This is a genomic window from Almyronema sp. (genome assembly GCF_052168255.1).
Classification (GTDB): Bacteria; Cyanobacteriota; Cyanobacteriia; order Phormidesmidales; family Phormidesmidaceae; genus Sphaerothrix; species Sphaerothrix epifaneia.
The window spans coordinates 1-22,189 of sequence record NZ_JBQLZL010000049.1 but is presented as its reverse complement, the minus strand read 5'-3'; the positions used below and the strand labels follow the sequence as shown (position 1 = coordinate 22,189).

22 protein-coding genes and 1 pseudogene are annotated in these 22,189 nt (G+C 47.7%); 11 read left to right on the top strand and 12 right to left on the bottom strand.

From position 1 onward, the window contains the following. Window positions 1–115: 115 nt before the first annotated feature. The 3 genes and pseudogenes from ACTS3T_RS11405 to ACTS3T_RS11395 all read right to left on the bottom strand — a co-directional run bounded on the left by ACTS3T_RS11405 (window position 116) and on the right by ACTS3T_RS11395 (window position 2,302). Window positions 116–307 carry a DUF2949 domain-containing protein gene (locus ACTS3T_RS11405; protein ID WP_377968057.1) on the bottom strand — a complete coding sequence of 64 codons (192 nt, stop codon included), beginning with the start codon at window positions 305–307 and terminating at the stop codon, window positions 116–118. A gap of 229 nt (window positions 308–536) precedes the next feature. Next, window positions 537–1,095, bottom strand: a pseudogene (locus ACTS3T_RS11400) (ATP-dependent DNA helicase); the annotation flags it as partial. Between the two features lie 190 nt (window positions 1,096–1,285). After that, complete coding sequence (locus ACTS3T_RS11395; protein WP_377968058.1) at window positions 1,286–2,302, bottom strand: PDDEXK nuclease domain-containing protein; 1,017 nt, start codon at window positions 2,300–2,302, stop codon at window positions 1,286–1,288. 241 nt (window positions 2,303–2,543) lie between these two features. On the opposite strand from ACTS3T_RS11395, the gene ACTS3T_RS11390 reads away from it, so the two are divergent. Both ACTS3T_RS11390 and ACTS3T_RS11385 read left to right on the top strand, forming a co-directional pair. After that, a complete protein-coding gene (locus tag ACTS3T_RS11390; RefSeq protein WP_377968059.1) occupies window positions 2,544–3,185 on the top strand; it encodes an AAA family ATPase in 642 nt (213 codons plus the stop codon). Continuing rightward, complete coding sequence (locus ACTS3T_RS11385) at window positions 3,182–3,994, top strand: ParB N-terminal domain-containing protein (protein WP_377968060.1); 813 nt, start codon at window positions 3,182–3,184, stop codon at window positions 3,992–3,994. Before ACTS3T_RS11390 ends, ACTS3T_RS11385 begins: the two co-directional genes overlap by 4 nt. Before the next feature lie 119 nt (window positions 3,995–4,113). On the opposite strand, the gene ACTS3T_RS11380 is transcribed toward ACTS3T_RS11385, so the two are convergent. Together ACTS3T_RS11380 and ACTS3T_RS11375 are read right to left on the bottom strand one after the other, a co-directional pair. Next, window positions 4,114–4,305 (bottom strand): hypothetical protein, encoded by a 192-nt coding sequence (locus ACTS3T_RS11380; protein WP_377968061.1) that lies wholly within the window; start codon window positions 4,303–4,305, stop codon window positions 4,114–4,116. Window positions 4,306–4,613: 308 nt separating this feature from the next. Then, window positions 4,614–5,102, bottom strand: a complete 489-nt coding sequence (locus tag ACTS3T_RS11375; RefSeq protein WP_377968063.1) for a Rad52/Rad22 family DNA repair protein — start codon at window positions 5,100–5,102, stop codon at window positions 4,614–4,616. A 590-nt stretch (window positions 5,103–5,692) separates the two neighbouring features. On the opposite strand from ACTS3T_RS11375, the gene ACTS3T_RS11370 reads away from it, so the two are divergent. Beyond that, a complete protein-coding gene (locus ACTS3T_RS11370; RefSeq protein WP_377968064.1) occupies window positions 5,693–5,851 on the top strand; it encodes a hypothetical protein in 159 nt (52 codons plus the stop codon). A 224-nt stretch (window positions 5,852–6,075) separates the two neighbouring features. Here ACTS3T_RS11370 and ACTS3T_RS11365 read toward each other — a convergent pair whose 3' ends face one another. From ACTS3T_RS11365 to ACTS3T_RS11345, 5 genes are all read right to left on the bottom strand, one after another. Then, the gene (locus ACTS3T_RS11365) at window positions 6,076–6,252 is read right to left on the bottom strand and encodes a hypothetical protein (protein ID WP_377968065.1); all 177 of its coding nucleotides are present in this window, start codon (window positions 6,250–6,252) and stop codon (window positions 6,076–6,078) included. A 145-nt stretch (window positions 6,253–6,397) separates the two neighbouring features. After that, complete coding sequence (locus ACTS3T_RS11360; RefSeq protein ID WP_377968066.1) at window positions 6,398–9,007, bottom strand: hypothetical protein; 2,610 nt, start codon at window positions 9,005–9,007, stop codon at window positions 6,398–6,400. A 57-nt stretch (window positions 9,008–9,064) separates the two neighbouring features. Further along, window positions 9,065–9,565, bottom strand: coding sequence for a hypothetical protein (locus tag ACTS3T_RS11355; protein WP_377968067.1), 501 nt, complete (start codon window positions 9,563–9,565; stop codon window positions 9,065–9,067). A gap of 124 nt (window positions 9,566–9,689) precedes the next feature. Beyond that, on the bottom strand, window positions 9,690–9,896 hold the full coding sequence (locus tag ACTS3T_RS11350) for a hypothetical protein (RefSeq protein ID WP_377968068.1): 207 nt from the start codon (window positions 9,894–9,896) through the stop codon (window positions 9,690–9,692). Between the two features lie 54 nt (window positions 9,897–9,950). Further along, on the bottom strand, window positions 9,951–10,685 hold the full coding sequence (locus ACTS3T_RS11345) for a hypothetical protein (protein WP_377968069.1): 735 nt from the start codon (window positions 10,683–10,685) through the stop codon (window positions 9,951–9,953). A 181-nt stretch (window positions 10,686–10,866) separates the two neighbouring features. Between ACTS3T_RS11345 and ACTS3T_RS11340 the strand changes: the two genes are divergently transcribed. The 7 genes from ACTS3T_RS11340 (at window position 10,867) to ACTS3T_RS11310 (ending at window position 18,040) form a co-directional block, all read left to right on the top strand. Then, on the top strand, window positions 10,867–11,079 hold the full coding sequence (locus ACTS3T_RS11340) for a ribbon-helix-helix domain-containing protein (RefSeq protein ID WP_377968070.1): 213 nt from the start codon (window positions 10,867–10,869) through the stop codon (window positions 11,077–11,079). A 388-nt stretch (window positions 11,080–11,467) separates the two neighbouring features. Then, a complete protein-coding gene (locus ACTS3T_RS11335; protein ID WP_377968071.1) occupies window positions 11,468–11,794 on the top strand; it encodes a hypothetical protein in 327 nt (108 codons plus the stop codon). A gap of 92 nt (window positions 11,795–11,886) precedes the next feature. Continuing rightward, the gene (locus tag ACTS3T_RS11330) at window positions 11,887–12,378 is read left to right on the top strand and encodes a hypothetical protein (RefSeq protein WP_377968072.1); all 492 of its coding nucleotides are present in this window, start codon (window positions 11,887–11,889) and stop codon (window positions 12,376–12,378) included. A 427-nt stretch (window positions 12,379–12,805) separates the two neighbouring features. Further along, window positions 12,806–12,949, top strand: a complete 144-nt coding sequence (locus ACTS3T_RS11325; protein ID WP_462934975.1) for a hypothetical protein — start codon at window positions 12,806–12,808, stop codon at window positions 12,947–12,949. 442 nt (window positions 12,950–13,391) lie between these two features. Then, window positions 13,392–13,748 carry a hypothetical protein gene (locus tag ACTS3T_RS11320; protein WP_377968075.1) on the top strand — a complete coding sequence of 119 codons (357 nt, stop codon included), beginning with the start codon at window positions 13,392–13,394 and terminating at the stop codon, window positions 13,746–13,748. A 385-nt stretch (window positions 13,749–14,133) separates the two neighbouring features. After that, window positions 14,134–14,361: a hypothetical protein gene (locus ACTS3T_RS11315; protein WP_377968076.1), complete on the top strand. Its 228-nt coding sequence runs from the start codon at window positions 14,134–14,136 to the stop codon at window positions 14,359–14,361. Window positions 14,362–14,848: 487 nt separating this feature from the next. Continuing rightward, entirely contained in the window at window positions 14,849–18,040 is a 3,192-nt protein-coding gene (locus ACTS3T_RS11310; protein WP_377968077.1) for a plasmid replication protein, CyRepA1 family, read from the top strand. Here ACTS3T_RS11310 and ACTS3T_RS11305 read toward each other — a convergent pair. Together ACTS3T_RS11305 and ACTS3T_RS11300 are read right to left on the bottom strand one after the other, a co-directional pair. Then, the gene (locus tag ACTS3T_RS11305) at window positions 17,945–19,630 is read right to left on the bottom strand and encodes a hypothetical protein (protein ID WP_377968078.1); all 1,686 of its coding nucleotides are present in this window, start codon (window positions 19,628–19,630) and stop codon (window positions 17,945–17,947) included. The genes ACTS3T_RS11310 and ACTS3T_RS11305 overlap by 96 nt on opposite strands. A 935-nt stretch (window positions 19,631–20,565) precedes the next feature. After that, on the bottom strand, window positions 20,566–21,954 hold the full coding sequence (locus ACTS3T_RS11300) for a helix-turn-helix domain-containing protein (RefSeq protein ID WP_377968079.1): 1,389 nt from the start codon (window positions 21,952–21,954) through the stop codon (window positions 20,566–20,568). A 155-nt stretch (window positions 21,955–22,109) separates the two neighbouring features. Between ACTS3T_RS11300 and ACTS3T_RS11295 the strand changes: the two genes are divergently transcribed. Further along, window positions 22,110–22,189 (top strand): IS1 family transposase (locus tag ACTS3T_RS11295; RefSeq protein ID WP_462934976.1); only part of this gene is annotated, 80 nt, incomplete at its 3' end.

Genomic DNA, 22,189 nt, shown 5'->3' with positions numbered 1-22,189 from the left:
TTCCCAAATCTTGCCCATGTATCCGTACTTCGGCAACAGGGCTTATCTTTCCTAAACGATTATTTATCCACCCTCACAAACACAGCTTTACTTTGCCAAGCCTGTTCGTTCCACTTTAAACAATCCTTGCTTCCAACCAGTCGAATATCTGCTCTAGCTGAGGCGTTGTCACCAATCCATACTGCCACAGCACCATTGGCAGCAGATTCGGCATCGCAGCCGACTGCCGCAGCCCCAAAGCAGTTGCCTCTGCTGGAACCGCCAGTTCTTGCTGCAGATAGTCAACTAGCTGGGTCTGCTGACTCATTGCATTTTCCTGCCCATTGCAACTGGCTGGGCGTAGTATAACCGGCAATGGAGAAATTGCTGACTCGTCTGTAACGCTCGTGGGCGTTAACGCAGTGCTCATTATTTATACGGCCTGTAAACCCGGATTCCAGTGATAGACTGCCCTGCGATCGCAGCTTAATTACACAAAAAATTTACACTAACGATTTTTGCTAGCAAAGATGGAGTTCAGCGTAGGCCAACTATCGCTAAGCATCTAAACACAAACGATAGGCCAACCTTGTATAGCGTTGCTGCGACTTGATCTGCTTCACGGCCAGCGCGATCGCCTTCTGCGCCCCCACCAGAATGACCCACTGCTTAGCCCGCGTCACCCCCGTATAGAGCAGGTTGCGCGATAGCATCACATAGTGCTGCATGAAAACCGACAGAATCACCACCGGATACTCGCTGCCCTGGGACTTGTGAATCGTCGTCGCAAACGCTAGCGTAATTTCGTTCAGGTCTGCGTAGTCGTAGCAAACCTGGCGATCGCCAAACTGAGCCATTACTTCTGCTGCTTCAACGTCTATAGCGGTGATCACGCCCAGGTCGCCGTTGAAGACTTCGCGGTCATAGTCGTTCTTCTGCTGCAGGATGCGTTCACGAAGTGTCTCCGATAGGAGAATCGCCCTCTCGCAGCGTCATCCCGGCTCTAACCAGTTCAGCTTTAGCTGGGCTAGGCGGATTCAATAACTGCTGAATCGTCTGGTTGAGCTGGCGCGTACCCACTTCGCGTTCATCTACGGGTGGCAGCAACTCTAGTTCAAATTTACGCTACCCGATCCCAAAGTGCCATGTCTCGGTTAGCCAGCGCTTCCAGTGTTTCTGCTCTATAATGACTCTCGCTTCTTAGGTAACAAAAAGGCTTTCTCATTTCTGCGATCGCATTTTCATCCTGCATACCTGCGACTCAATCAACAGCGAGATGCAATTTTGCAAATTCAGAACTGTTAGGTCATTCGACGCCTTCAAGTAGCTGAGCAATTTCTTCGGGCGATGGCAGTTGTCCTTTAAGTTCTTGAGGAAGCTGCGAAACAATTTGGTAGGTTGCTACTCCAATCGGCTTATCTGAATCTTTTAGCGCATACTCAACAATCGTTTTGTCTTTAGATTTACAGAGGATGATACCGATTGAAGAACCTTCATCGTCAAGTCGCACTTGATCATTGAGGACAGCTAGGTAAAATTGCATCTTACCAACGTACTCTGGCTGAAATCTCCCAATCTTAAGATCGATGGCAACTAGACAGCGTAACCGTCGATGATAAAGTAACAAATCAATGAAAAACTCCTGATCGCCAACCTCTACTCGATACTGGCTACCTAGAAAGGCAAACATCCCTCCCATCTGCCTAAGAAAGGCATCAACCTTGCTCAAAATAGCTCGTTCAAGTTCACGCTCGCTATGAACTTCGTCTAATTCCAGAAAGTCGAAAATGTATTCATCTCGAATGGCTAGCTTCGCCTGGGATTGCAGTGCAGCTGGCAAAGTCTCAGTGAAATTAGTTTGATTGAGCAGTGTTCTTTCATAAGCCTGATTCTCAATCTGATGAATCAGCACATGCTTTGTCCAGCCGTATTTTCGAGTCATTCGGAGATAAAACTCGCGCTCAAAGTCATCTTTACACTTCTCGATGATGACCATGTTATGAGTCCAACCAATTTCTGCAACCATTGGTTGCAGTTTTTCGTGCCGAGCATAGGCAAGATAAAAACTACGCATATTCCAAAGATTACGGCTGGAGAAACCACTGACACCAGAAAACTCAGATTTCAAATCTCGCGAGAGCTGTTCAACAACCGATTTACCCCATGTCTGCCCTTGTTGGCGTGTGGCAATAAGTTTGCCAATATCCCAGTAAAGAGCAATCAGCTCTTTATTAACTGCTTTTAACGCTTCATATTGCGCTGTTCGTATCCGCTGCTTGATTTCTCCGAGGAGTGCTCCATACCCCTCAACTAATTCGCTCATTCACTTTGAATTTTGTATAGATTACTTCAGATATACCCTCTTGAGCGTATCTAACGCCTACTGATGGCTAACGGACTCTCCAAGACCGCTCTGGATAGCTGGTGACATCTCTTTCAGTAAAAGTCATATTACGAGAAAGTTTCAAATTTATCGTCAATTGAGCTTTAGCCACTCATCTTTAGTTTGTTTGCATTACTCAACAGAGAGTATTATCCAAGTCATAAACATTTTCAGGCAATCTATGCCCACAATCGCCTTCATTAATCAAAAAGGCGGGGTCGGGAAGAGTACTACCTCGCTGCACCTTACCTGTTGGCTAGCGCGAAAGAAGAAAACTTCCGTGATGCTCATCGATGCTGATGTACAGCGCTCTAGTTCGCGGTGGTTGAGTAATATGACTAATGAGATTCCTCATATTGCCATTAACAATCCCAACGCCATTTTGGATAAAATACCAGAGCTAGCAGAACGTCATGATTACCTGGTTATTGATGGCCCTGCCGGACTGCAAGAATCAGTTAGAGCTATATTGCTAAGAGCAGACTTAGCTATTTGCCCAGTGCAAGCCAGTGCTTTGGATCTAGAATCTGCTGGAGATGCCACTTATCTCATCAAACAGGCTCAATCAGTCCGTAATGGTCTACCAGAAGCAGCACTCTTTTTATCACGGGCTGTTAGGGGAACACGATTGGCCACTGAATCTTACTCAGTTCTTGAGAATTCAGGTATTACTACACTCAAGACAATTATCTTTCAGCGTCAAGTTCTGGCAGATGCGCCTGGTCAAGTAGCTACTGTTTTTGACATGCCCGGAGATGCGGCTAAAACTGCAGCGAAAGAGTATCAGGCTTTGTTTAAAGAAGTCATGGGGATGTTGCCGTGAGTTCAAAACGAAAATCTCTGAATGAGCGTGCGTTTGTATTTGGCGATCGGCATAGTATTTCGCCGGAGTTACAAATACAACCCAGCGTAGATACATCAAACACAAAGCTGCAAATTGATCAAATTCACGATCGACACCTTGGCAACACAAGAGAGCTAGATGCAAAGCATGTAGCTGAGCTAGCCGATAGCATTGCTGCCTTGGGTTTGATAGAACCTTTAGTTGTAGACAGCCAGAATCGACTACTAGCGGGTAGTCATCGGCGAGCAGCTATTTTGTATTTGCGAGAGACTGAACCGGATACGTATGCAGAAAGATTTCCCGCTGGGCAAATACCTGTCCAGATCATGCCTTTCAATTCTGAGTTAGAGCCAGATCGAGCATTAGCAGTTGAAGCGGCTGAAAATGAGAAGCGTCGGGACTATACGCCTACAGAAATTAAGGCGATCGCGGAAAAATTGAGATCTGCTGGTTATGAAGACCTGAAAGGACGTCCCAAGAAAGGGCAGAAACCGCTAATTCCGGCGCTGTCCGTCGTCGTGGGGAAGTCTATGCGAACTGTTCAACGACATCTATATGGTGACTCTGAAACAGCTTCCAAGAAAAGTACGACAGATGACGCACTTTTTAAAAAAAGACTGCTTCAGCAAGTGCTTTCCAAACTACAGACATGGAAGGCAATGGAGCTAAATTCCGAGGAGGAGAAACTTGTCCCTCAGATGGAAAAGTTAAGTTTGGTGATTGAGGAACACCTGGCAAAGTCTCGCCAAGCAGAGTCTCAGTTGACAAAAGCTCATAAAAGAGATTGAGAAAATTGCTCAGATAGTAAGGTAATCGCTCAGATAGTCATATCCCTCAATCAGTATTAAAAGTGCGACAGCTGTCGCACTTTTAATACTAAAATCTGCACACTCTCTTTTTATTGTTCTTAAGCTGTATTTAGCTGTAAGCGACCTGGGCCATTGCCCTCGGTATTCACCTGAGTCAATACATAGCAGCGATCGCCGTTCGGAAGCTCCACCACCAAGTGAGAATAAGCATCAGGGTGATCTTCTTCCAGATCGGTTGCTAGGATTCTAGCGCCCACTAGCTGCCTTAGTTCTTGTTGATAAGCGCTCATCGTTTTATTCCTCAATTGTTTTCCTCTAAATCTCTAGATACTGCCAGCGAACATCGCTGAGCTGGCAGCAAATCTCTGTGGCTATCCCCTCAAATGTCCATCCCACCTGTTGCCCGTCTCGCCCATACATTGGCAGGGGAGATAGCAAGTAGCTGTCTCTATCGGACAAACAATCACTCGATAGCATTTCCACTCGACGAACACAGTTCGGGCGTCATCGAAATAAACAGAAGTGCGGTAGATCCAAAGTTGCATATTTAGTGGTTTTCCTCTGTAGCGACAAGGGGGCAAATGCCCCCAGTTGCGGGCTAGTCCTTATAGAGATACAAACCTAGACCAAACTTGGCCGCCGCTCGTCTAAAAGCCATACTTTCGGCATTCGATAAGGGATCGCCGTAAGCTAGCTCTACCGCTTCACCATCGCCATTCAGGCGCTTGAGTTCTTCTGTTCCAGTTGCTTCGCGGTAGATACGGCCTTCACTCGTAGGAATAGTCAAACGGCCTACTAGAAACAAGCGATCGCTAGAGAGATAGGTACTTACAATCTGCCATCGCCAACCAGGTGCGTACTTATCCAAGATGTTGTTGGCTATGTACCAGTGAATGAAAGTGATTTGTTTGCCCTTGATCGTCTTGCGGCTGAGTAGCTTTGGCGGCAAGGGACGGCTCAACGCTGCTTGGATCTGGCTCAAGCTCCATTCTCCAATCTTGCTAGGTGGTTGCAGCGATACTGCGGTCTTTTGAGCAAGTTGGGGAAACTGAACTAGAGTAGGGGTTTGTGCTTGATTGGGCATCATGTGGGTTCCTGATGACGGTAGTAGAAATTGCGTTTTTAATGTGCTCTAAGGGGCAGAGTTGCCCCTTGAATGCAACTTTTCAAAACCAAAGCCACCAGTCGTCATCAAAGTTACGCTCATGCCCTGGATCAGCATAGTCAGCGTCGTACCAAGAAGCACTTCGCTCAGTAGCGATTAGTTCTTCGCTGCTGGGGCTAGTTTTGCCCTCTCCATTAGGTGCATAAAAATCTGCTTCACGATTAAGTGCTTCAGCATTCCACTAAACTTTAGGTAGAAAGGTCTACAGTACAAAAGTGCCTGAGTCAGTCGGTAAGCTTCTTGACGGTATGGGAACAGCCAAAAGTGAGTTCATCCGGCAAGCTATCATCGAAAAACTTCAGGCTGATGGCTATATGTAATCTCTGCTCAGGCGATCCACTGACGCGGGCAAGAAAAAGCCATAGCTGCTGCTAAGGGAAGATATTGGTTAGTTAAAAGCTGCATGGTAGCGGTAGCTCAATCTGCCCCACTTCATTCGCTAGCTCTGTTTCCTCTGGCGAGGAAAAGCTGATATAACCCAAATCCCAAAGCACTACAGGAACATAGTCACGTTGCGGATTACGACAGCAGCGGAAGTTTACGACAACTCCAAAGCGCTGACTTGGCCAGCCCTTCAAAAACACAACGCGATCGCCTATCTGCATCTATTCCCCGACTTCTGGCTCTGCTGCAAAGGACTGGGCACTGATCACCTGAATCTTAGCTACTAATTCGCGTAACTCTGCGTTCTTCTGCTTCTGAAGCAGGTTAAGCAAGTCTGTTTCAATCCGTAGCGCAACGAAACCCTCTGGCTTTAGCCACCTGGCAGAGCTGGGAACCTTCGCCATTGCAGTAAGCTGTTACCCGTGCTTCTATGTTTTGTGAGAATCCTAGATAGTGCCGGGTAGTGTGGCGAGGTTAATTGACTACTCAAAGTGCAGTCGATAGCAGCCTGTCATAGTAGTTCTCTCAGCTGCCGCGACAGCGGTGGTAGCGCTCTGATCTCTTTGGCAACAATCTCGGCTCCATGAGTTGAACAGAGGGCTTCAAGGACATCTCGCAGATCGTACTCCTGCAGCGTTTGCAGAGCATCGCTGTGAAGTTTTGCTGGCGTATTAGGAGTAGGCATCATGACCTCTCAAAATTGGGGTGGACACAGGAGACGGATTAACCTAGACGCCTGGACGTTTTGAGTGATTTACCTCGACATCCCAGACATCTGCCTGATTTAGCAAGACGATTTGCAAGCAAAACCGATTGGAAACGGCTGTTTTTGTTTAGCCACGGCGAGCCGTGGCGTCTAGCTGCGCCGGGACGCGTCCGCAGTTTGAGCAGACATAACGTAGCCGACCATCGGCATACTCTCCCTTACGGCGAAACCTGTCGTGGCCGCAGTGGACGCATTGGGTGTCAGGAGGAGTTCTCCCGTCCAGCAGTCCTAAAGACATTTGGTTCTCTCTAGGCGCTGTCACCTCAGCACCCTCTGGAAACTCGACTCCCTCTAACTGACCCACGTAGCTGCTGTAAGCCGGAAGCTGGATAAAGAACGGCTCGGCTTCTCTGGGGCTGGCTACCAGCGCAATCCGGTAGGCATCGGGAGAGACAACTTTGCGGTTAGGGTCAGTCGGGTACGCTGATTTACCTTCTGCCTCATTTAGTTCCGCGCAGAGCTGATTGAGTGCGTCTAAGCGTTCCTCAAAAGCTTTCATCTGATGACCCTTGAGATGCTTATTGATCCACACCTTCGCCGCTGTTGCCGTAAAGACCTGAGTGGCATTCTCAAAATCCTCCGCCATCAGCTTGGTAGCATTGCCTGTTTTTTTGTGGGTCTGAGAACCACCGCTGAGGCCAGAGACATTCGCCCCTTGCCCTGCAGTCAAAAAGCCCATGCGCGTGTGGTCTGAGAGCTGGTAGAAGTCCTTCATCACCAAACCCAGTTCTGGATAGTCGCGGGCAATCGCGTTAATCTCATCGACCATCACCGTGATGAACGGCTTACCAGCGGTTCCCGGCAGGTCATTGCGGCGGCGCTGAAACTCACAGTGGGCTTCTTCTAACCACTTGATTGACTCCTGAATCCCATCAATGCCCGCAGGCACCACCCCCGGCACATGAAACCAGTCTTTCGGGCTACCAGGTATCGGATTAATCAGCCAAAGCTGTCCTTTCTGAAGCTGGGCGATCGCGCAGGCAATTAGCTCTAGCAGCGGCGACTTGCCCCCGGTCGAGCCTGCCACGACCCGCACCCTGGGGACAAACTTGAGCGCCACAACCTCCTCAAACTCTGCCGCGCTGTAGCAGCCTAGCTCGGTAAAGCGCTCGGCTACCAGCTCAGCGCCTAGAGTCTCTGCTTTGACCGCTGTCGAACTGGGAGCTGAGCGCTTTCTGCTCTTGGCTGAGCGGGACTGGCTCTCGCCAGGGGTAGAAAGCACAACCTCTAATAGGAAGTTACGAGCATCTAATTCAAAGTCTGCACCGCTAAGTGAATGCTGAGAAACACCCCAAACTCCAACTTCAGAGCAGATCTTGTCAATCTCGGATTCTGTCAGTTTAGTCGTTGTAGGATTGCGGTCTACTTTGAAGCGTAGCCGGAAGCCACCAGGGACTTTGACGCTCTCGACGGCATCTAGAATCACGCTATGGGTCGCAAAGTGATCAATCAAACGATTGCCAGCCTTGTCGATCGAAGTTTCACCAGGAAACTGACGCGGGGCTTGCAGCACTTCAATGAGCGCTTCAGCGTCCACGATGCGCTGCTGCAAGCTGGCTAGCTCCTGCTTGAAGCTATCTTCGATCACGTTGAAGCCGACTTCTACTTGTGAAGACCGCTCGACCCACTGGGACGCTTCCGAGACGTAATCATCGCGTAGTTGCTCAAACTCAGCGTAGATGGCCTGCTTCTCGCCTTCGTGAGTGGTGCCCAGCTCTAAATCCTTGATGCCTGACCACAGCTTGCAGTAGCTCAGCGTCAGTTCTTCTAGCAGAGTTAAGAAAAAGCTGTAAGCGTCATCGTGGCTCTCACACTCCTCGCTCATGGCATTGACGCGATCTCTTAGACCTGCGTCGTAGGTTACCAGGGAGCGGCGGTAGTGCGTCCAGCATTTCTTTTCAGACTCCTCTAACTCCACTGGCTTACCGGCGTACTCCAGGTTCGATACCGGACGATTCGGGTCAAAGCGATCGCATATCGCTATCAGCCCTTGATAAAGAGGGTTCCAAACGTCGAGGATCTGAACCTCAATCGCGTCCAAGTGGACAGCGAGGTCATAGCGTTTTTCACTCAGACGGGATTGAGCTTGTTCGAGGGACTCCTGCATCCGAGCTAGACGCTGCGAGAGCGTCTTGACCTGCTCTCGCCGCTGCCCTAGCTCCGTCTGGTTAGCGCTATCCCTAGCAGCTAGCTCAGTAACTTGCACTTGCAAGCGGCTCAGTTGTCCTGTCATCTGGCTGGCTTCGGCCTGTAGAGTCCTAATCTGCTCTTGGCGATCGCTTGCTTGAGCTTGTACCTCTGTCAATTTTTGTAGCAGCTCTGTTTGGGCCGTTTGCAAGAAGTCACGGTCACGGCTCAACCGCTCAATCTGGCTGCTTCTCTCTTGCTCTGAAGTGGCCAGTCGATGCTCCCAATCTTTGTTGCTTTGCAACAGCAGCGTTATTGCAGTCTGAGTCGCACGTTCGCGGCTAGACTTGAGAGCAGCAAAGGAGAGTCCGGTCGTCCCCAATCCGGCGATCCCGATGCCCCAATTGCTAAAGAGAATACTGCTGAGCAACGAAATGCTCAAAGAGGTACCACTGGTCAGCCATACCAGCGTAGACAGGTAACCAAACCTGGAATGTACTTTCTGATGACGCTGTTTCTCTTCCTTACTTCGTTCCCTTTTGGTTTTCATGAGGCCCCTCGAATGAAGTCGTGAGAGGGGGACACCCCGCAGGTGTCCCACCTCGTTTTAGGCAGATAGCTCTAAAGACTGGGCTTTCATCAAAGCTTGCTGTGCTTGGGCTTTGAGTCCCTGGATCTCATTACGTACTTTGACAATCTCAATGTCCGTCCGTTCTTGCAGCAGTCCTGTCTTAACCTGCTCACCAGAGAGCTTGATATTGGCCTGCTCGTTGCGTTGGATGGCAGTGGCAAACTTCAGCCGCTCGGTGCTCAGATCCACAACAGCAGTCGCGGCGCTCACCTGTTTGCGCTGGGTTGTCAGCGATTCTCGCAGCGCTGTAAAGCCATCTCCCAAAGCTTTCTGGTAACTGGTATGCGTCTTCATCACCGCTGAGATGAAGTTGTAGCCGCTCTCCGCGACCTGCTGCGCCGCTATCATCTGGTGGTAGTCTTCAATCCGCCTGTCTGCTTCTGAGCGTTCCATCCGAGGTGCGGAAGACGAACCAGGATCATAGATGTCGCCTGGTATCAGGCTGTTAGGGTCATGAGCCGGGATGGGGTAAGGCAATTCAATTGCATCACTAAAATTACCTATTGGGGACGGTGTACTAGGGCTCAAGCCTCCACTAGAGGTACTTGGAGTCTTGGTAGCAGTGGAGCGACGAGTGCGTTTCTTCGTTAAGGGATTCTTTTCAGCCATCAATTTTTCTCCTGATGATATGCAGGGCTAATTCGACGTTTGCTCGCTGAGCCCGAATAACCGCTAGACGGGTTCGTTGAACTGCTACCTGGACGGCGATCTCCTCTATACCGCTATCAATAGCAGCCCGCTCAGCTCGTTCAACAGCGGTCTTGAACGCTAGATGGCGGTAGATCAAGGCTTCGGCAAGATGGTTCATGGTGAGCTTGGGCAAACAGCCAAATGGCAACAGCGGAGGCGATCGCTAAAACGACTATGCTGAGTGCACCGGTGGATTTTCTTCGGCTTGAGGCTTTCCCGGCACCTGCCCTGTCTGAATTCTGTATTGAGTTTCGCGGCGAGTGTTCTCAAATTCTTCTTCCAGTTCGATTGCTAAGGTCGCAGCCTCAAGACGGGCCTGTCGGAGTAGGCGTTGTCGTCTCAGGTCGTTAGCACGACTCCATTGGTCTTGGCTTTGATTCAGACGATGCAAGCTACTCTGCATCCGTTGCAGCAACACCAGTTCTTGAGCCTCTATAGCTTCCAGTTCAGATTTTTGCTCACCAAGAGCTTCTAAATAACTCTCACCGCTTGGAACCAGCGAACTTGCGGCAGTGCGATCTACTCGGTAAAACTCCTCACCAGAATCAGCTTCTAAGGGAACGACTTCTGCAACACTGAGCAAAATCTTTTGCTGAGCATGAAGCAAATCAGGATTTTGAGCATGGATTGAGGCAACCCAATCCTCAGCAGACATACTCTCAGCAGCTTGGCGAAAACCAGCTATGAGGTGCTGGCAATACGGCGTATAGCGAGTTTTTGCTGAGCTACCAGTTTTTAGTTCGGGTAGATCAATCCAAGAATAAGCAGAGCAAATGATCTTGAACCAGCCCTGAACAGTTCGACTAGAAACCTGATACTCATCGGCCAGCTCGCTTGCTGACTTAGCTCGAACTTCGCTCGCAGCTTCGCTTGCACCTTCGGGGACTTGCGCGGAGGGCTGCTCCATAGTCTCGAATTCAGTATTCGCAGTAAGTTTAAGCATTTTTCGGATTCCTTTCGTGGCGTTCGCTCGAAGGTCGTTCGATCTCCTTGCGAATCAATCTTAGTGTATCCTAACAAGTTTTGTTAGAAACATAATAGGTTTAGTTAGGATTTATTTAGATCGCAAAAAAATCTACTAGGTGAGTATGATGTTTTCAGATGATCAAACCGCTGAAATGGCCAAAGTTACGATTACTGCTTTCGTTGAAGAGGAACTGAAAGAAGGGCTTAAAGCTCTTGCAGACCACGAACGACGATCGATGTCTCAAATGGCAGCGGTTTTGATAGAGCGTGCTGTAGAGGAAGCTAGACAACAAGGGATTATTCCTCCAGTAGAAACCAGCAGTGAATCGAAGTAAGCTCAATCGAATAAGCCAAACTTAAAACACTGAATGTATCAGCAAACCCAAGATTAAAGCTCAACAGCTTTCGGACTCAAAGAGCATCAAAGCTTTACTCAGCTCAAAGCTTTACTCAGCAAGGAGTATAAGCCCCACATAAAAGAGCTAAAGGGCTACTCAGAGGTTCTAAGGTAGCCAGGACAGTTACCTAAAACGATCTTCACGACAGATAAAGCTAAAAGAGAAACAATATCCGTCGGCAGTCTTGCGATAAGGCTTTATGATGCCTGATGGCTCCTACCGAATGTCTCAACTACAAGCGGCTGAATGCATTGACATGAGCTCGATGAGCACATCACGTTTTTTACAGTCAAAGGCATTCAAAGCCTTGCGAGGTCAAGATTATATGGACCACGCTTTTGAGAAAATAGCGGTTGAAGCGACGGGTCAAATCAGAGGAGAGACTCGTATCAACGCTATCCTCCTCGATGTCGTCATGCTGTTTTGGCTTTATCAATGTTCGCATGGCAATAAGTCAGCTCTCAACTTGCTTGCAGCCCTAGCTATTGAAAGCTTAGAACGTCTATTTGACAAGGCTTTTGGTGTTAGTCGTAGTGAGGCGGAGTATAATGACCGCCTAGCGCAACGTATTCGGCAGCTAGAAGCTGATTTAGAACAGTTAGGTGAGAGCTATGCTGAACCTGACCTACTGCGAGAACACATTAATCGATAGCTTGAACGGTTGCTTTGAATGCTTCGTGCTTGGTTTGCAGAGCGCTGTAGCCAACCGTCGATGGCTTTATGCTGCCGGACGGCAGTTACTGCATGAATCAGACTGAAGCCGCAGACAGCGTTGGCCTTTCTGAAAGAAACGCCCGCGATTTTTTGCGCTCAAAAGCTATTAAATCCCTGCTGGGACAGGGTTATACGCCCGCGAAAAAAGATTTAATCGAAGTAGACTCAGCAACTCAAACTAGAGGACAAACCCGAATTAGCCCCTTATCTCTTAGTGAAGTCTCAGCTTTTTGGCTGTGGCAAGCCTATAGGGGAAATAGACAAGCTTTGTCGCTCTGCATGGGACTCATCGTTGAATCTCTGGAACGTCGCTTTGACAACGCTTTCGGTGTCAGCCGTAGCGAGGCGGAGTATAATGATCGCCTAGCGCAACGTATCCAGCAGCTAGAAATAGACTTAGAACAGCTAGGTGAGAACTACTCTGAACCTGACCTGCTGCGAGAGCACATTAATCGATTAGAAGATCAGGTTAAACAGCTAGGTGGTCAGCCTTGGCAGTTACCCAGCAGTGATGAAAAGTGAGAGCGAGCGCTAAATGTCCAGCATACTAAATCGAAAATAATGAGATCACAAGTAGCCGTTGCTGCTATTGGAACTAACCCAGCAAAGCGCCACAAACTTTTACGCTCTAAAACATCCAAGTCTTTGTAGAGCGACGCTCATATGCATTTCGCATTGGTCAGATTATCCCAGTGCGCTACAAAAGCCGCGAGTCAAGGGCTGCCATCATCGATCTGAACGATCTTGGCAAAAACTGTCCGACCATCGGGCTAGGCTTTCGCGGTATGGATCACCACGTCGGTATCCTTCAAACAACATTTTCTAGAAGGGTGATACAAAAAGTAGCTCCTATCTAATAGGACTTTCGGGGTGATGTAAATAGACGGATAAAGATCCCAGAGGACGCTGTAGATATTGGACGAACTATGTCTACCGAGGGCTATTCAGCATGGATGCGGCCACGATGAAAGAAGTCTGGGAAAACCCGGTTCACGGCAGCGATCGCATTGCTCGTAACTACATTCCGCAAACAGTCAGGCTAGGAGCAGTCGCCTACTGTCACGTAATGTCCTTGAATCATTGCTGGCACTGACGTGAAACGAAATGGCACAGACTGGTACAGACTGAAGCGCTTCGAATCTGTGCCAAGACCTGTATCAATGCTGTTTCAAGCTTACAAACACTTATACTCAATTTGAGCTAAATTGACAATTAATGACTCAAAATGAGCCAAGCATGATAAGTTGTGCTGAAAGTGCTTTAATCGAGGTGTTGAAATGAGCAATTTTAAGGAAATGGCCCGATACTCACTTGAAATATCGGATGAGGAAAAACAACGGATTGAAACATGCCGCAGTGACCTCAGTTGGAAAGAATTGAGTTTTGGAGCCAAGCTTAGAGTCTTAGTATTTGAGCGGGTTGAAGCGCTGAGTCAACCCAACAGTGCTAACGAAAGCAATAGCAAATAAGCGATCGCAGCTATGTCCAAAAATTTAAGCAATAAAACTTCATCAAGCAATTGAGGTATTACAGTTATGGCAAACCTGCAAGAAATTCAAGAAATCCTAAATCAGACAGCGAGACAGCAGGCAATCAACACAACAGCGATCGCGGCTCTCAGAGAATCAATCGCTGAGACAAAGGCGATCGCTGACAGTAATGCTAGAGCGATCCAAGCCTGGAGTATCCGAATCGACGAGGAACGAACAGAAACCATTGACGCTGAAGTTGAGTTGCTTAGTCAGCTTCAGGAGACTAAGCGAGACATGAATCAGAACTTTAGCCAGGTCAACCAAAACTTCAATCGGATTGAACAGGTAATTCAAACCTTGACCAACGCGATTTTCAACCTTATTCAACAGATAGCTGATATGCAGCGCCGAGCCAGCTAAGTCTCTACTGTCCATTTTGAAATCGCTGGCAGTTTGCAACTACAAACAGCAAGATGAGATTGGGCTAAATAGCTGATGAGCGATGCTAACAAGAAAGCGAATGGTAAGCTTTTTTGCGCTGGCCAAATCATTCCGTTGCGGTACAAAAGCCGCAAAATGAAAACCATCTTTATTGATCCAAATGGACTTGGTGAGGATCGTCCTAGTATTGGTCTAAGCTTTCGCAGTATGAAATGTCTCAGCTACAATCTGCTGAATGCATTGGCATGAGTTCAATGAGCACATCACGTTTTTTACAGTCAAAGGCATTCAAAGCCTTGCGGAGTTGTCGTTATGCTGTTCTAGCTTTATCAATGTTCGCGTGGTCACAAGTCAGCAGATATAGATGCCAGAGGTGCTATGGTTACTGGACAAACTACGTCTATCAGGCACTGTTTGGTACGGATTCGGCCACCATGAAAGTAGTCTAGGTCAACCCAGTCTTAGCAGCGATCGCATTGCTCGTAACTACATTCTGCAAACAGTCAGGCTAGAAGCAGTCGCCTACTGCGAGGAAATGGTAGCCCAACTCGACTTAGACGAAAAAGAGCAACTATCTTTCTGTATCATCTAATACTAATTCATTCTCTAATATCACCATGCTGCGCTAAGTGCGCGGGCAGGTCGATTGTGAGATTTTTCGTTTCTGTCTCGCTGAATTACGCAACGACAGCCACCCGTAGCTTGTGTAAAGTACCTTATCGAGAACTTTTAAGCGAGATCACATAGAATGACTCTACGTACCTTGAAGGAGGTGATGTCTACTGAAAGTCCCAGAACACAAACCCCTAGATAGCAGAAAACGTTAGCATCTCCACCGCCAAGTGACTTGCTAACGCTTTCTCTCCAGAAACCATGCTTTGCTGAGCAGCGGCACGGGGTTCTGTTATTAAATTCCTGTCACCATACTAGCGCCTGTAGATCATCTCTGCAATAGTGCGTTTGTTTGTTGTGCAAATTTTTTTGAGACATCTTCAGGTGGCTCTGTTTTGTCGCAACTCAAATCCAGGTGATGAGAACGCTTCAGCTCAGCATCACTGAACTTTAGTCTTTTCTAAATAATGCACCTTGAGTTTCAGCAGGAATGCTGTATCGCTTCGGCTATCAATATTGAGCTGTATCGAGCTGCCGTCACCATTCACCAGGATCTAGAAATTGCCGCTGGCGGCGAACCTAGCACTCCGATTCACGATGCCCTTGGCTGGCAATACAAACGCTTCGGCCTCCAGGTCAGAGATAATCTGGAAGGCGCTATCTTTTTCAACGAAGACGGTACCCCCTGGCAAGTCAAGCTGGCTCAGGCCAAAATCGACAAAGTCAAAACCATCAAGACATTCAAGCAAACCCTGAATTTGCCTGAGTCCGCGATCGCCCATCGCTTTAGTCAGCTCATCTGCCAACATCCTCATCTGGTTAAACGGCGCAAGTACGAAACCCCTATCGGCAACGGCAGTAAGCCTTATCTACCGCCAATTTCAGCTAATATTCGGCAACGCATCAGCCAGCGCTACGGCCTAGAAGTGCCGCTATCGGGTTCTTTTTGGCAGTGGCTAGCCCAGCATCCTGAAGTCCCCATTTTGATTACTGAAGGAGCGAAGAAATCGCTCTGCCTGCTCTCTCAGGGTTACGTGGCGATCGCTCTTTATGGCGTCAACGGTGGCTACCGCTCTAAGGATGCGTTAGGCTACCCGGTTAAGCCTTATCTGATTCCAGAGCTACTACCCTTTGTGGCAGGCGATCGCTCTGTAATCTTGGCCTTCGACCAGGATGCAGCCGTTAAGACACGGCGTAGAGTAGCGATCGCCCTTTCTCGCTTTGGCCGATTGTTAGAAGCACAAGGGGCAGCGGTCAATATCGTGCAGTGGGATGGCACAGTTGGCAAAGGTGTGGACGATTTCATCGTGGCCGCTGGTGCTGAAGCGTTTAAGGCTGCAATAGACCAAGCACTCCCGCTAGAGCATTGGAAACTGTGGAATGCCCTGGATAGTCAGCTTACTCACAAGGCCGATATTCAGCTCAATGTGCCAGAGATGCGGGCACTTCAGCCTGAGTCAATTCCAGATGAAGGTATCGTAGCGATCGCCGCGCCCAAGGGCAGCGGTAAAACTAATCTGATTGCTGCTCTTACCGCTGACTCAGAACGACTGCTGCCTGCGGGTCACCGCATCGCCCTAATGCGGAACCTCTGTCAGCGGCTCGGTGCTGACTACCGGGGTGACTTAGACAAAGCTCAAGGCCAATTCATCAGCGGTGCAGGCTATACCCTACGGGTCGGTACCTGCGTTGAATCTCTGCTAGCAATTAATCCTAACCAGTTTGCCGGGTGCGACCTGGTGCTAGATGAAGTGGTGCAGGTGTTACGCTCACTGCTCACTAGCTCCACCTGCAACCGTGATGGCCGTAGACCTGCCTTGCTAGCCCGCTTTCATCAGCTTGTTCAGGTAGCTCGGCGCGTCATCCTCGCTGATGCTGACCTTAACAACGATGTCCTCGACTACATCGCTGAACTCAGAGGCGATCGCCAGAAGCCCTATCTCATTCGTAACGACTACAAAACCGTCAGCTACAGCGTCCACTTCATCGAAGCCAAAGATGCCTCCGTGATTACAGCGCGGCTGCTGGCAGATATCCAAAGCGGCAAAAAGGTTTTCATTGCCACCGATAGCAAAGCTGGTTCTAAAAAGCTTGAACGACTTGTTGCTCAGATTGAAGGCTTAGGTCTACACTGCCTATTGCTCAACTCCGAAACCAGCGGCGGCGAGATTGAGCAAGCCTTCATCCAGAACCCTAACGCTCACCTGGAAGACTTCGACGTAGTGATCGCTACCCCGTCGATGGCAACGGGCGTCAGCATTGAAGTGGCTTACTTTGATCGGGTCTATGGCCTGTTTTGGGGCGTTTCTTCTACTGATGCCGACATGAGCCAAGCCCTTGGTCGGGTACGCCCGCCCGTCGAGCGTGTCGTCTGGTGTGCTGAGCATGGCCGCAACTACAGCAGCTTGTCTCGTAGCACCTCACACCTATTCCTTAAAAAGGTACTTAGGGACAAGACCCATACCTCAGCCTCACTGATTCGCTCTAGCCTCCGAGAAGACATTACTGGAGCGATCGCTGCCTATGACTGGCAGAGCGACCCCCATCTCAACTTGTGGGCGCGCTTCGAAGCGGAACGCAACCGCTCAATGGGCAACCTGCGCTTAGCCCTCAAGGTGCGCCTGCAATGGGAAGGCAATCATGTAAAAACTATCGCGGCTGAAACCGACCAGGTCGCCAAGCTACTGCTCAAAGAAGCTAGAGACGCGGTTAAAGCGATGGCAGCTCAGCAAATTGCCAATGCCAATAACCTCACCTATCTGGAATACGAAGCCCTGAAAAACAAGGAAAATCCTACTCCAGAAGAACGACTCGCCGCTGCCAAGTTTGCGATCGCTGATTTTTACTGTCTGCCAGTAGAAGCCATCACCGCTGAACTAGTCGAAGCGGATAACAACGGCAGACGGCGGGGGGAACTGATGCAGCTTGAATCTTTGCTCCACCCTGATACTGCCATTGGAGCTGATGCGGGCAAGCTGGAAAAGCAGGCAAACTGGCAGCGGGGACTCACGCCCTGGGATATGAGCCACGCTGAACTCAAGCGCCAGCTTCGACAAAGGCTTGGCTTAACAGATTTTCTAGACAAGTCGCGGGAGTGGACGCGCTACGACCTAGAAGAATTTGCCGAAAGAGCCAAAGCGATCGCCTTGCAGATTAAGCTAGCACTGCACTTCACTATCAAAGAGGAAATGAGTCCGGTTCAAGTTGCTCACCAGCTTCTAGCCCAGCTCGGCATCAAAACTGAGTTTCGTTGGAGCCGGAGTATGCCGGGGTACGAGGGGCAAAAGCTCAGAGTCTATCGGCTCAATGTTGATATCTACCAGCAGCAGCTAGAGGTATTGCAAAGACGAGCTGAGAGACGCGATCGCATCGCTCAGAGCCAAGTCCTACCACCTGGATCATCCCCTGAAGTCATAAAAACAAAAAACAGGGATGATCCAACTCAAATTGCCCACAATACTAGTAATGCAAAAGCTCAAGCTCAAGCAGACGCAATTGTGAAAGACTCGCTCTCTACTGAGGCAATCCAAGAAAGAAGCACTTATTTCATAGCCTTAGCCTTCTCAAGAACTAGAAGCAAAGATCGCCTCTTTATATTCAGGATTTTGCTGCATCCAATTAAGCGATTCATTCATCAAGACCGGATCACCCGATTCTAGATAAGTTTTCATACGCTGAATTAGCTTTGCTTGAGCAGTGACCTCTTGGCATCGTTGTCCGATCGCCTTAGCCATTTGAAATTTACGCCTAACATGCTCTACACCTGTCCTAGTAGCTCCGATTGCAGCCTTAATTCCAACGAGCACGAGCTGTCCCGACTCATTACACCTTTGAGTAGGTATTTCAGGTAAATCAATTACCGGCAACCCCTTATTATTCAAGGTGTTATCGGCAGTATCCTCTAATAAGCTTGTCTGACTTTCAGGGCAGGTGGCCTTATAGCCGTCCTGCCCTGAAGTCTCATTTGGATTTGGGGGGTTAGGGGGGTTTTCCACAGGTGCTTCTACAGACATTTCTGATGCCAAGTACCAAGGATGCCAAAGATCTTTGTTTCTATAAAGCGTTTTCCCCCCAATCTGGAAACGTTGAGCTAGAGTTCTAAACCGCTCACCGACTTTAGTTGGCAAAATTTTCTCGTTGAGTAGTGTCGTGATCGCCATGCGGATTTTCTCTCGGCTTGCTTGCTTTTGTACCTCTCGACGTGAGTTTTGTAGAACACTACCTTCGGTTCTTGAAAATTCACTATTCATCAGTCTGCCAAGACCATAGTGAAAGTATTTACTTTTTTCTATAGCATTTGCCCAATCTTTAGCTCTTTCCCAAATTTCTGATTGATGCTGACACCAGTCTGAAAAACCAGGCAAATCCTTCGCAGTTGCCACAATATCTTGAACTAGGGTTTCTCCCTCTAAAGGTTGAGAAGCATAGATAACATGACCGAAAATGTAGCTTCGCATAGCGATCCGACCTAGAATCCGATTGGTCATACCCGGCCCCGTCCATCCCAATTCAATTTCGGCATTTAGATCATTGAGAAATTTTTTCGCTTTAGTAGTAAACCTGTACTCGCATCTGTAAGAACTCTTGATAGCACAACGCAGAATCTTGCTATCAACTGCATTCTTCTTTTGAGCTTGTTGCCAAAGCTGAACAAAACGACTATGAGTACTAAGTGTCGGCTCAAAATTACGATTGAGAATGTAAGAACCCACCTGAAGTGGCAATCTATGGGCTTGGTAAAGGGAAATTTTATCGCCAGAAGCAAAAGTACGTGGGTTGGGATATAACTCTAGATGCCCTAAGGATTGTTTAAAACCCTCACTTTGTAATAAAACCGCAGCGGCCAAAGCCATTTCCCAAGTTTTTTGGGCTTCTTCAAAAGGGAAATAGAGATGAAGCCCCTGGCTATAACTCGAAGTCACAATTAATGGCTCTACAAGACCTAAAGGCTCGAGAGCATCAACTATGCGATTCACTGCCAAAGCGTCGTTGATTGGATGATACAAACTATTGCGATCGATATCCAGCATCAGGTAGTTAGTTGTGGAGCCAAAGCGAACTCCGTAGAGGTAACTACCCTGCTGAATTAGACGGTCACTTAATGGATGGCGCGATTCAGTATGCCACTTAGGTTTTTCACCAGCTTCTGGATAATCGGCCCAGATGTAGTCATAGCGGTGAGGCCAAAGCTTCAAAAACAAATCTTCGTGCTCTAGGACATACCTAGGCACTTGCTCTGCATTTTTCACAATCCTTAACATCCCAAACAAAACGTTGGGCGGGATAGAAGCTGTGTAGTGACTGGTTTTGCAGACGGATAATAGCTTGAGATGCAGCCTATTGCTGATCCGACACTGATCTGTACAGTTTGGGATAAAACATCTTTAGACGCTGCTACTCTTGCAGAAATCGCATCTAGGTTTCTAAAATAGACACAGAAACATGGGCAATAGCAGAGCTGCTGGTCAAAGCATTTTGCTCTGATGTTACCTGGCTGTATATCCCGCCTATGGATATGCACTTTCAGAAACCTCAACTGCGCTAACAGTTGGGGTTTCGCTTTAGCACTGTTTCTTACTCAAGATAGACCTCCATATGTGAGACGTTTCTTTCTTATATCAAAAGCTTTGATTACACAAAAATCCTTAAACTGCTTTGCTTGTAATCACTTCCATCGTCAGGTTTTTCCAAAACTGCTGAAAATGCGTTCACAAAAACCCTATTTGGGGATGGGGGTCTAGAAATATTAGGTATGAGGGTCTAGAAGTTTTGGGTACTGGGTTCTAGAACGTCCATGTAATCAAGCTTTTTCCAGATAATTTTTGTAATCATGAATGTTAACTAAGTCTGTGTTACTCAGTTCAGCCACAAGCTGAAGCTTTCTCAAAGTCTTGCCCAGCCTCTTTTTGTCTCAAGGGGTGGGGTTCTAGACTTCTCTGTAATCACATGAAAGCCGTGTGATCAATAGCCTAGATCTAAAACTATCCTGATTGCTTGAGGGGTAGGGTTTAGATGAGAATGTAATCAAATAGGCTAGTAAGAGTTTTGAAGGAGTAAAAATACTGCAGAAAGCTCTTGTAGTAAGCTTTTGAGGGAAATTGAAAAAAATACTTTTTGTATGGAAGAGAGGTAGTTTTATTGTAATCAGGTATAGGGTTCTAGAGGCTTTGTAATCAAAGATTGGCTACATGTAATCAAAGACCCGTCTCAGAATGAGTTCGTTGTCCTCAGTAATAGAACGACTACCATTCTCAATCATTGATATTAATCCTTGACTTATGCCTGTTAGGGTTGCTAGCTTGCGCTGGCTCCAAGCTCTGCTAGTTCTCATATCTCGAACTTCTTCGCCTGTCAAAGTAGGCCATTCAGAAACTTCCTCATTTTGTACAACGTTAGTGTCTGGTGTTTTTTGGGTTGAGATGGTTAGCTTCTGCGTGATCCATTCATCAGGTGGATAGATCCACAAACGAGCACCTAGTAATCTTTTGAAGAAACCTCGAGGACGACGAGAATCTGAACGCCCAAAACCAACGGGTTGAATATCTGCGGAATAAGTATCGGAGTCAAAGTTTATTCTCCAACCTCTGTCATGTAGTGTAAAGAGATCTTCATCCCAAGTATTAGCTAGCTTTTTTCGGAGTTGAAGATCTGACTTAGCATCTTCAACTTTTTTAGGACCGTAGGCTACTTCCATCAAAGTTTGGGCATTAAAAGGGTATTGCTTATTTGTTTGAGATTTAAAAAGCAACCAAATCATAAGTCTTGCTGCACCTTCACGATGCTGCCAAATGCTCATAATGCTGGCAAGCAAGTGTTTAGAGAGTGTTCCCTGTTGAGTTGGAAGGCTATAATCCTGAGAAATATCCTCATTTAGGAAATACTTTGCCCACAATCCAGCTTTGATGATGAAGGAAATACCTGCTATTTCTTTATTACCGAAGATATCTTGCTGATAGTGATATCGGGTACCCAGAATATGCCATAGTCGGCCTTCTTCTACCGTAAATCCTTTTTGCCGTCCCTGTTGTGGCCAAGTAATATAGGTCGTTATTTTGCAAGGCTGCTTAGCAATTTCTTCAATTAGGGATAGCTTTTCTTTTCGTGATTTATCTGTACGCTTCTGTAAACCGAGATAGGCTTCGATTTGACGGTCGTCAATAATAATTTCTTCTTCCCAAGGTCTTGCAACTTGAGCAGCATGAGCAGCATAAATTAAGTGCATACAGGCTGCTCGAATATCAAAATTGTCGATAACCGCAAGTGCTGCCGCTCCCGCTAAAGTAGCTGGATGTTCATCTTCAATATTTTCTGTGACCCAAAAGTAAATGGCACCTTGGCCGTCACTAACATCACGGGTGTAGCAAAGTTTTCCATCAGGATCCATTACCCAAGGTAAGTGCTTTCGCTGAGCCAAAATATTGCTGGCTTCCCAAAGCGGTAAAGACGACGTAACAGGTGTTGTAGATCCTTCTGTAAACAGATCAGGGCTAGTTCTAGGTCTTTCTCCAGATGCAGGTTTAGAGCTTTTTCCTTTTGAAAAACTAAGATTTCGCTGATCTGGTGTAGAGGCCATAGCCAGGAAATGTTTAAGGTGTGTCCAAATTCTACTACCCTTTTATCAAGGAAATAATATGCCTAGCCTGAGTATTAGATATAGACGCATGATGGTAATGTTCTAGACCTGTGGAACTGGCAAAATAGAGAGGAGTGTCTACCCTTGGTTTTGCTATGGTCTTAGAACCCATCTGTTGTTCCCGTTGTCACACCACCGATGTGGTCAAACATGGCAAAAGTGCTGAAGGCAAACA

What these genes read in the sequence shown, in the direction of transcription:
- ACTS3T_RS11360 (WP_377968066.1), bottom strand. Translation starts at nt 9,007, where the DNA reads ATGAAAACCAAAAGGGAACGAAGTAAGGAAGAGAAACAGCGTCATCAG.
- ACTS3T_RS11320 (WP_377968075.1), top strand. Translation starts at nt 13,392, where the DNA reads ATGGCAAACCTGCAAGAAATTCAAGAAATCCTAAATCAGACAGCGAGA.
- ACTS3T_RS11330 (WP_377968072.1), top strand. Translation starts at nt 11,887, where the DNA reads ATGAATCAGACTGAAGCCGCAGACAGCGTTGGCCTTTCTGAAAGAAAC.
- ACTS3T_RS11310 (WP_377968077.1), top strand. Translation starts at nt 14,849, where the DNA reads ATGCACCTTGAGTTTCAGCAGGAATGCTGTATCGCTTCGGCTATCAAT.
- ACTS3T_RS11315 (WP_377968076.1), top strand. Translation starts at nt 14,134, where the DNA reads ATGCCAGAGGTGCTATGGTTACTGGACAAACTACGTCTATCAGGCACT.
- ACTS3T_RS11335 (WP_377968071.1), top strand. Translation starts at nt 11,468, where the DNA reads ATGGACCACGCTTTTGAGAAAATAGCGGTTGAAGCGACGGGTCAAATC.
- ACTS3T_RS11340 (WP_377968070.1), top strand. Translation starts at nt 10,867, where the DNA reads ATGATGTTTTCAGATGATCAAACCGCTGAAATGGCCAAAGTTACGATT.
- ACTS3T_RS11365 (WP_377968065.1), bottom strand. Translation starts at nt 6,252, where the DNA reads ATGATGCCTACTCCTAATACGCCAGCAAAACTTCACAGCGATGCTCTG.
- ACTS3T_RS11405 (WP_377968057.1), bottom strand. Translation starts at nt 307, where the DNA reads ATGAGTCAGCAGACCCAGCTAGTTGACTATCTGCAGCAAGAACTGGCG.
- ACTS3T_RS11350 (WP_377968068.1), bottom strand. Translation starts at nt 9,896, where the DNA reads ATGAACCATCTTGCCGAAGCCTTGATCTACCGCCATCTAGCGTTCAAG.
- ACTS3T_RS11395 (WP_377968058.1), bottom strand. Translation starts at nt 2,302, where the DNA reads ATGAGCGAATTAGTTGAGGGGTATGGAGCACTCCTCGGAGAAATCAAG.
- ACTS3T_RS11300 (WP_377968079.1), bottom strand. Translation starts at nt 21,954, where the DNA reads ATGGCCTCTACACCAGATCAGCGAAATCTTAGTTTTTCAAAAGGAAAA.
- ACTS3T_RS11380 (WP_377968061.1), bottom strand. Translation starts at nt 4,305, where the DNA reads ATGAGCGCTTATCAACAAGAACTAAGGCAGCTAGTGGGCGCTAGAATC.
- ACTS3T_RS11325 (WP_462934975.1), top strand. Translation starts at nt 12,806, where the DNA reads ATGGATGCGGCCACGATGAAAGAAGTCTGGGAAAACCCGGTTCACGGC.
- ACTS3T_RS11390 (WP_377968059.1), top strand. Translation starts at nt 2,544, where the DNA reads ATGCCCACAATCGCCTTCATTAATCAAAAAGGCGGGGTCGGGAAGAGT.
- ACTS3T_RS11345 (WP_377968069.1), bottom strand. Translation starts at nt 10,685, where the DNA reads ATGGAGCAGCCCTCCGCGCAAGTCCCCGAAGGTGCAAGCGAAGCTGCG.
- ACTS3T_RS11375 (WP_377968063.1), bottom strand. Translation starts at nt 5,102, where the DNA reads ATGATGCCCAATCAAGCACAAACCCCTACTCTAGTTCAGTTTCCCCAA.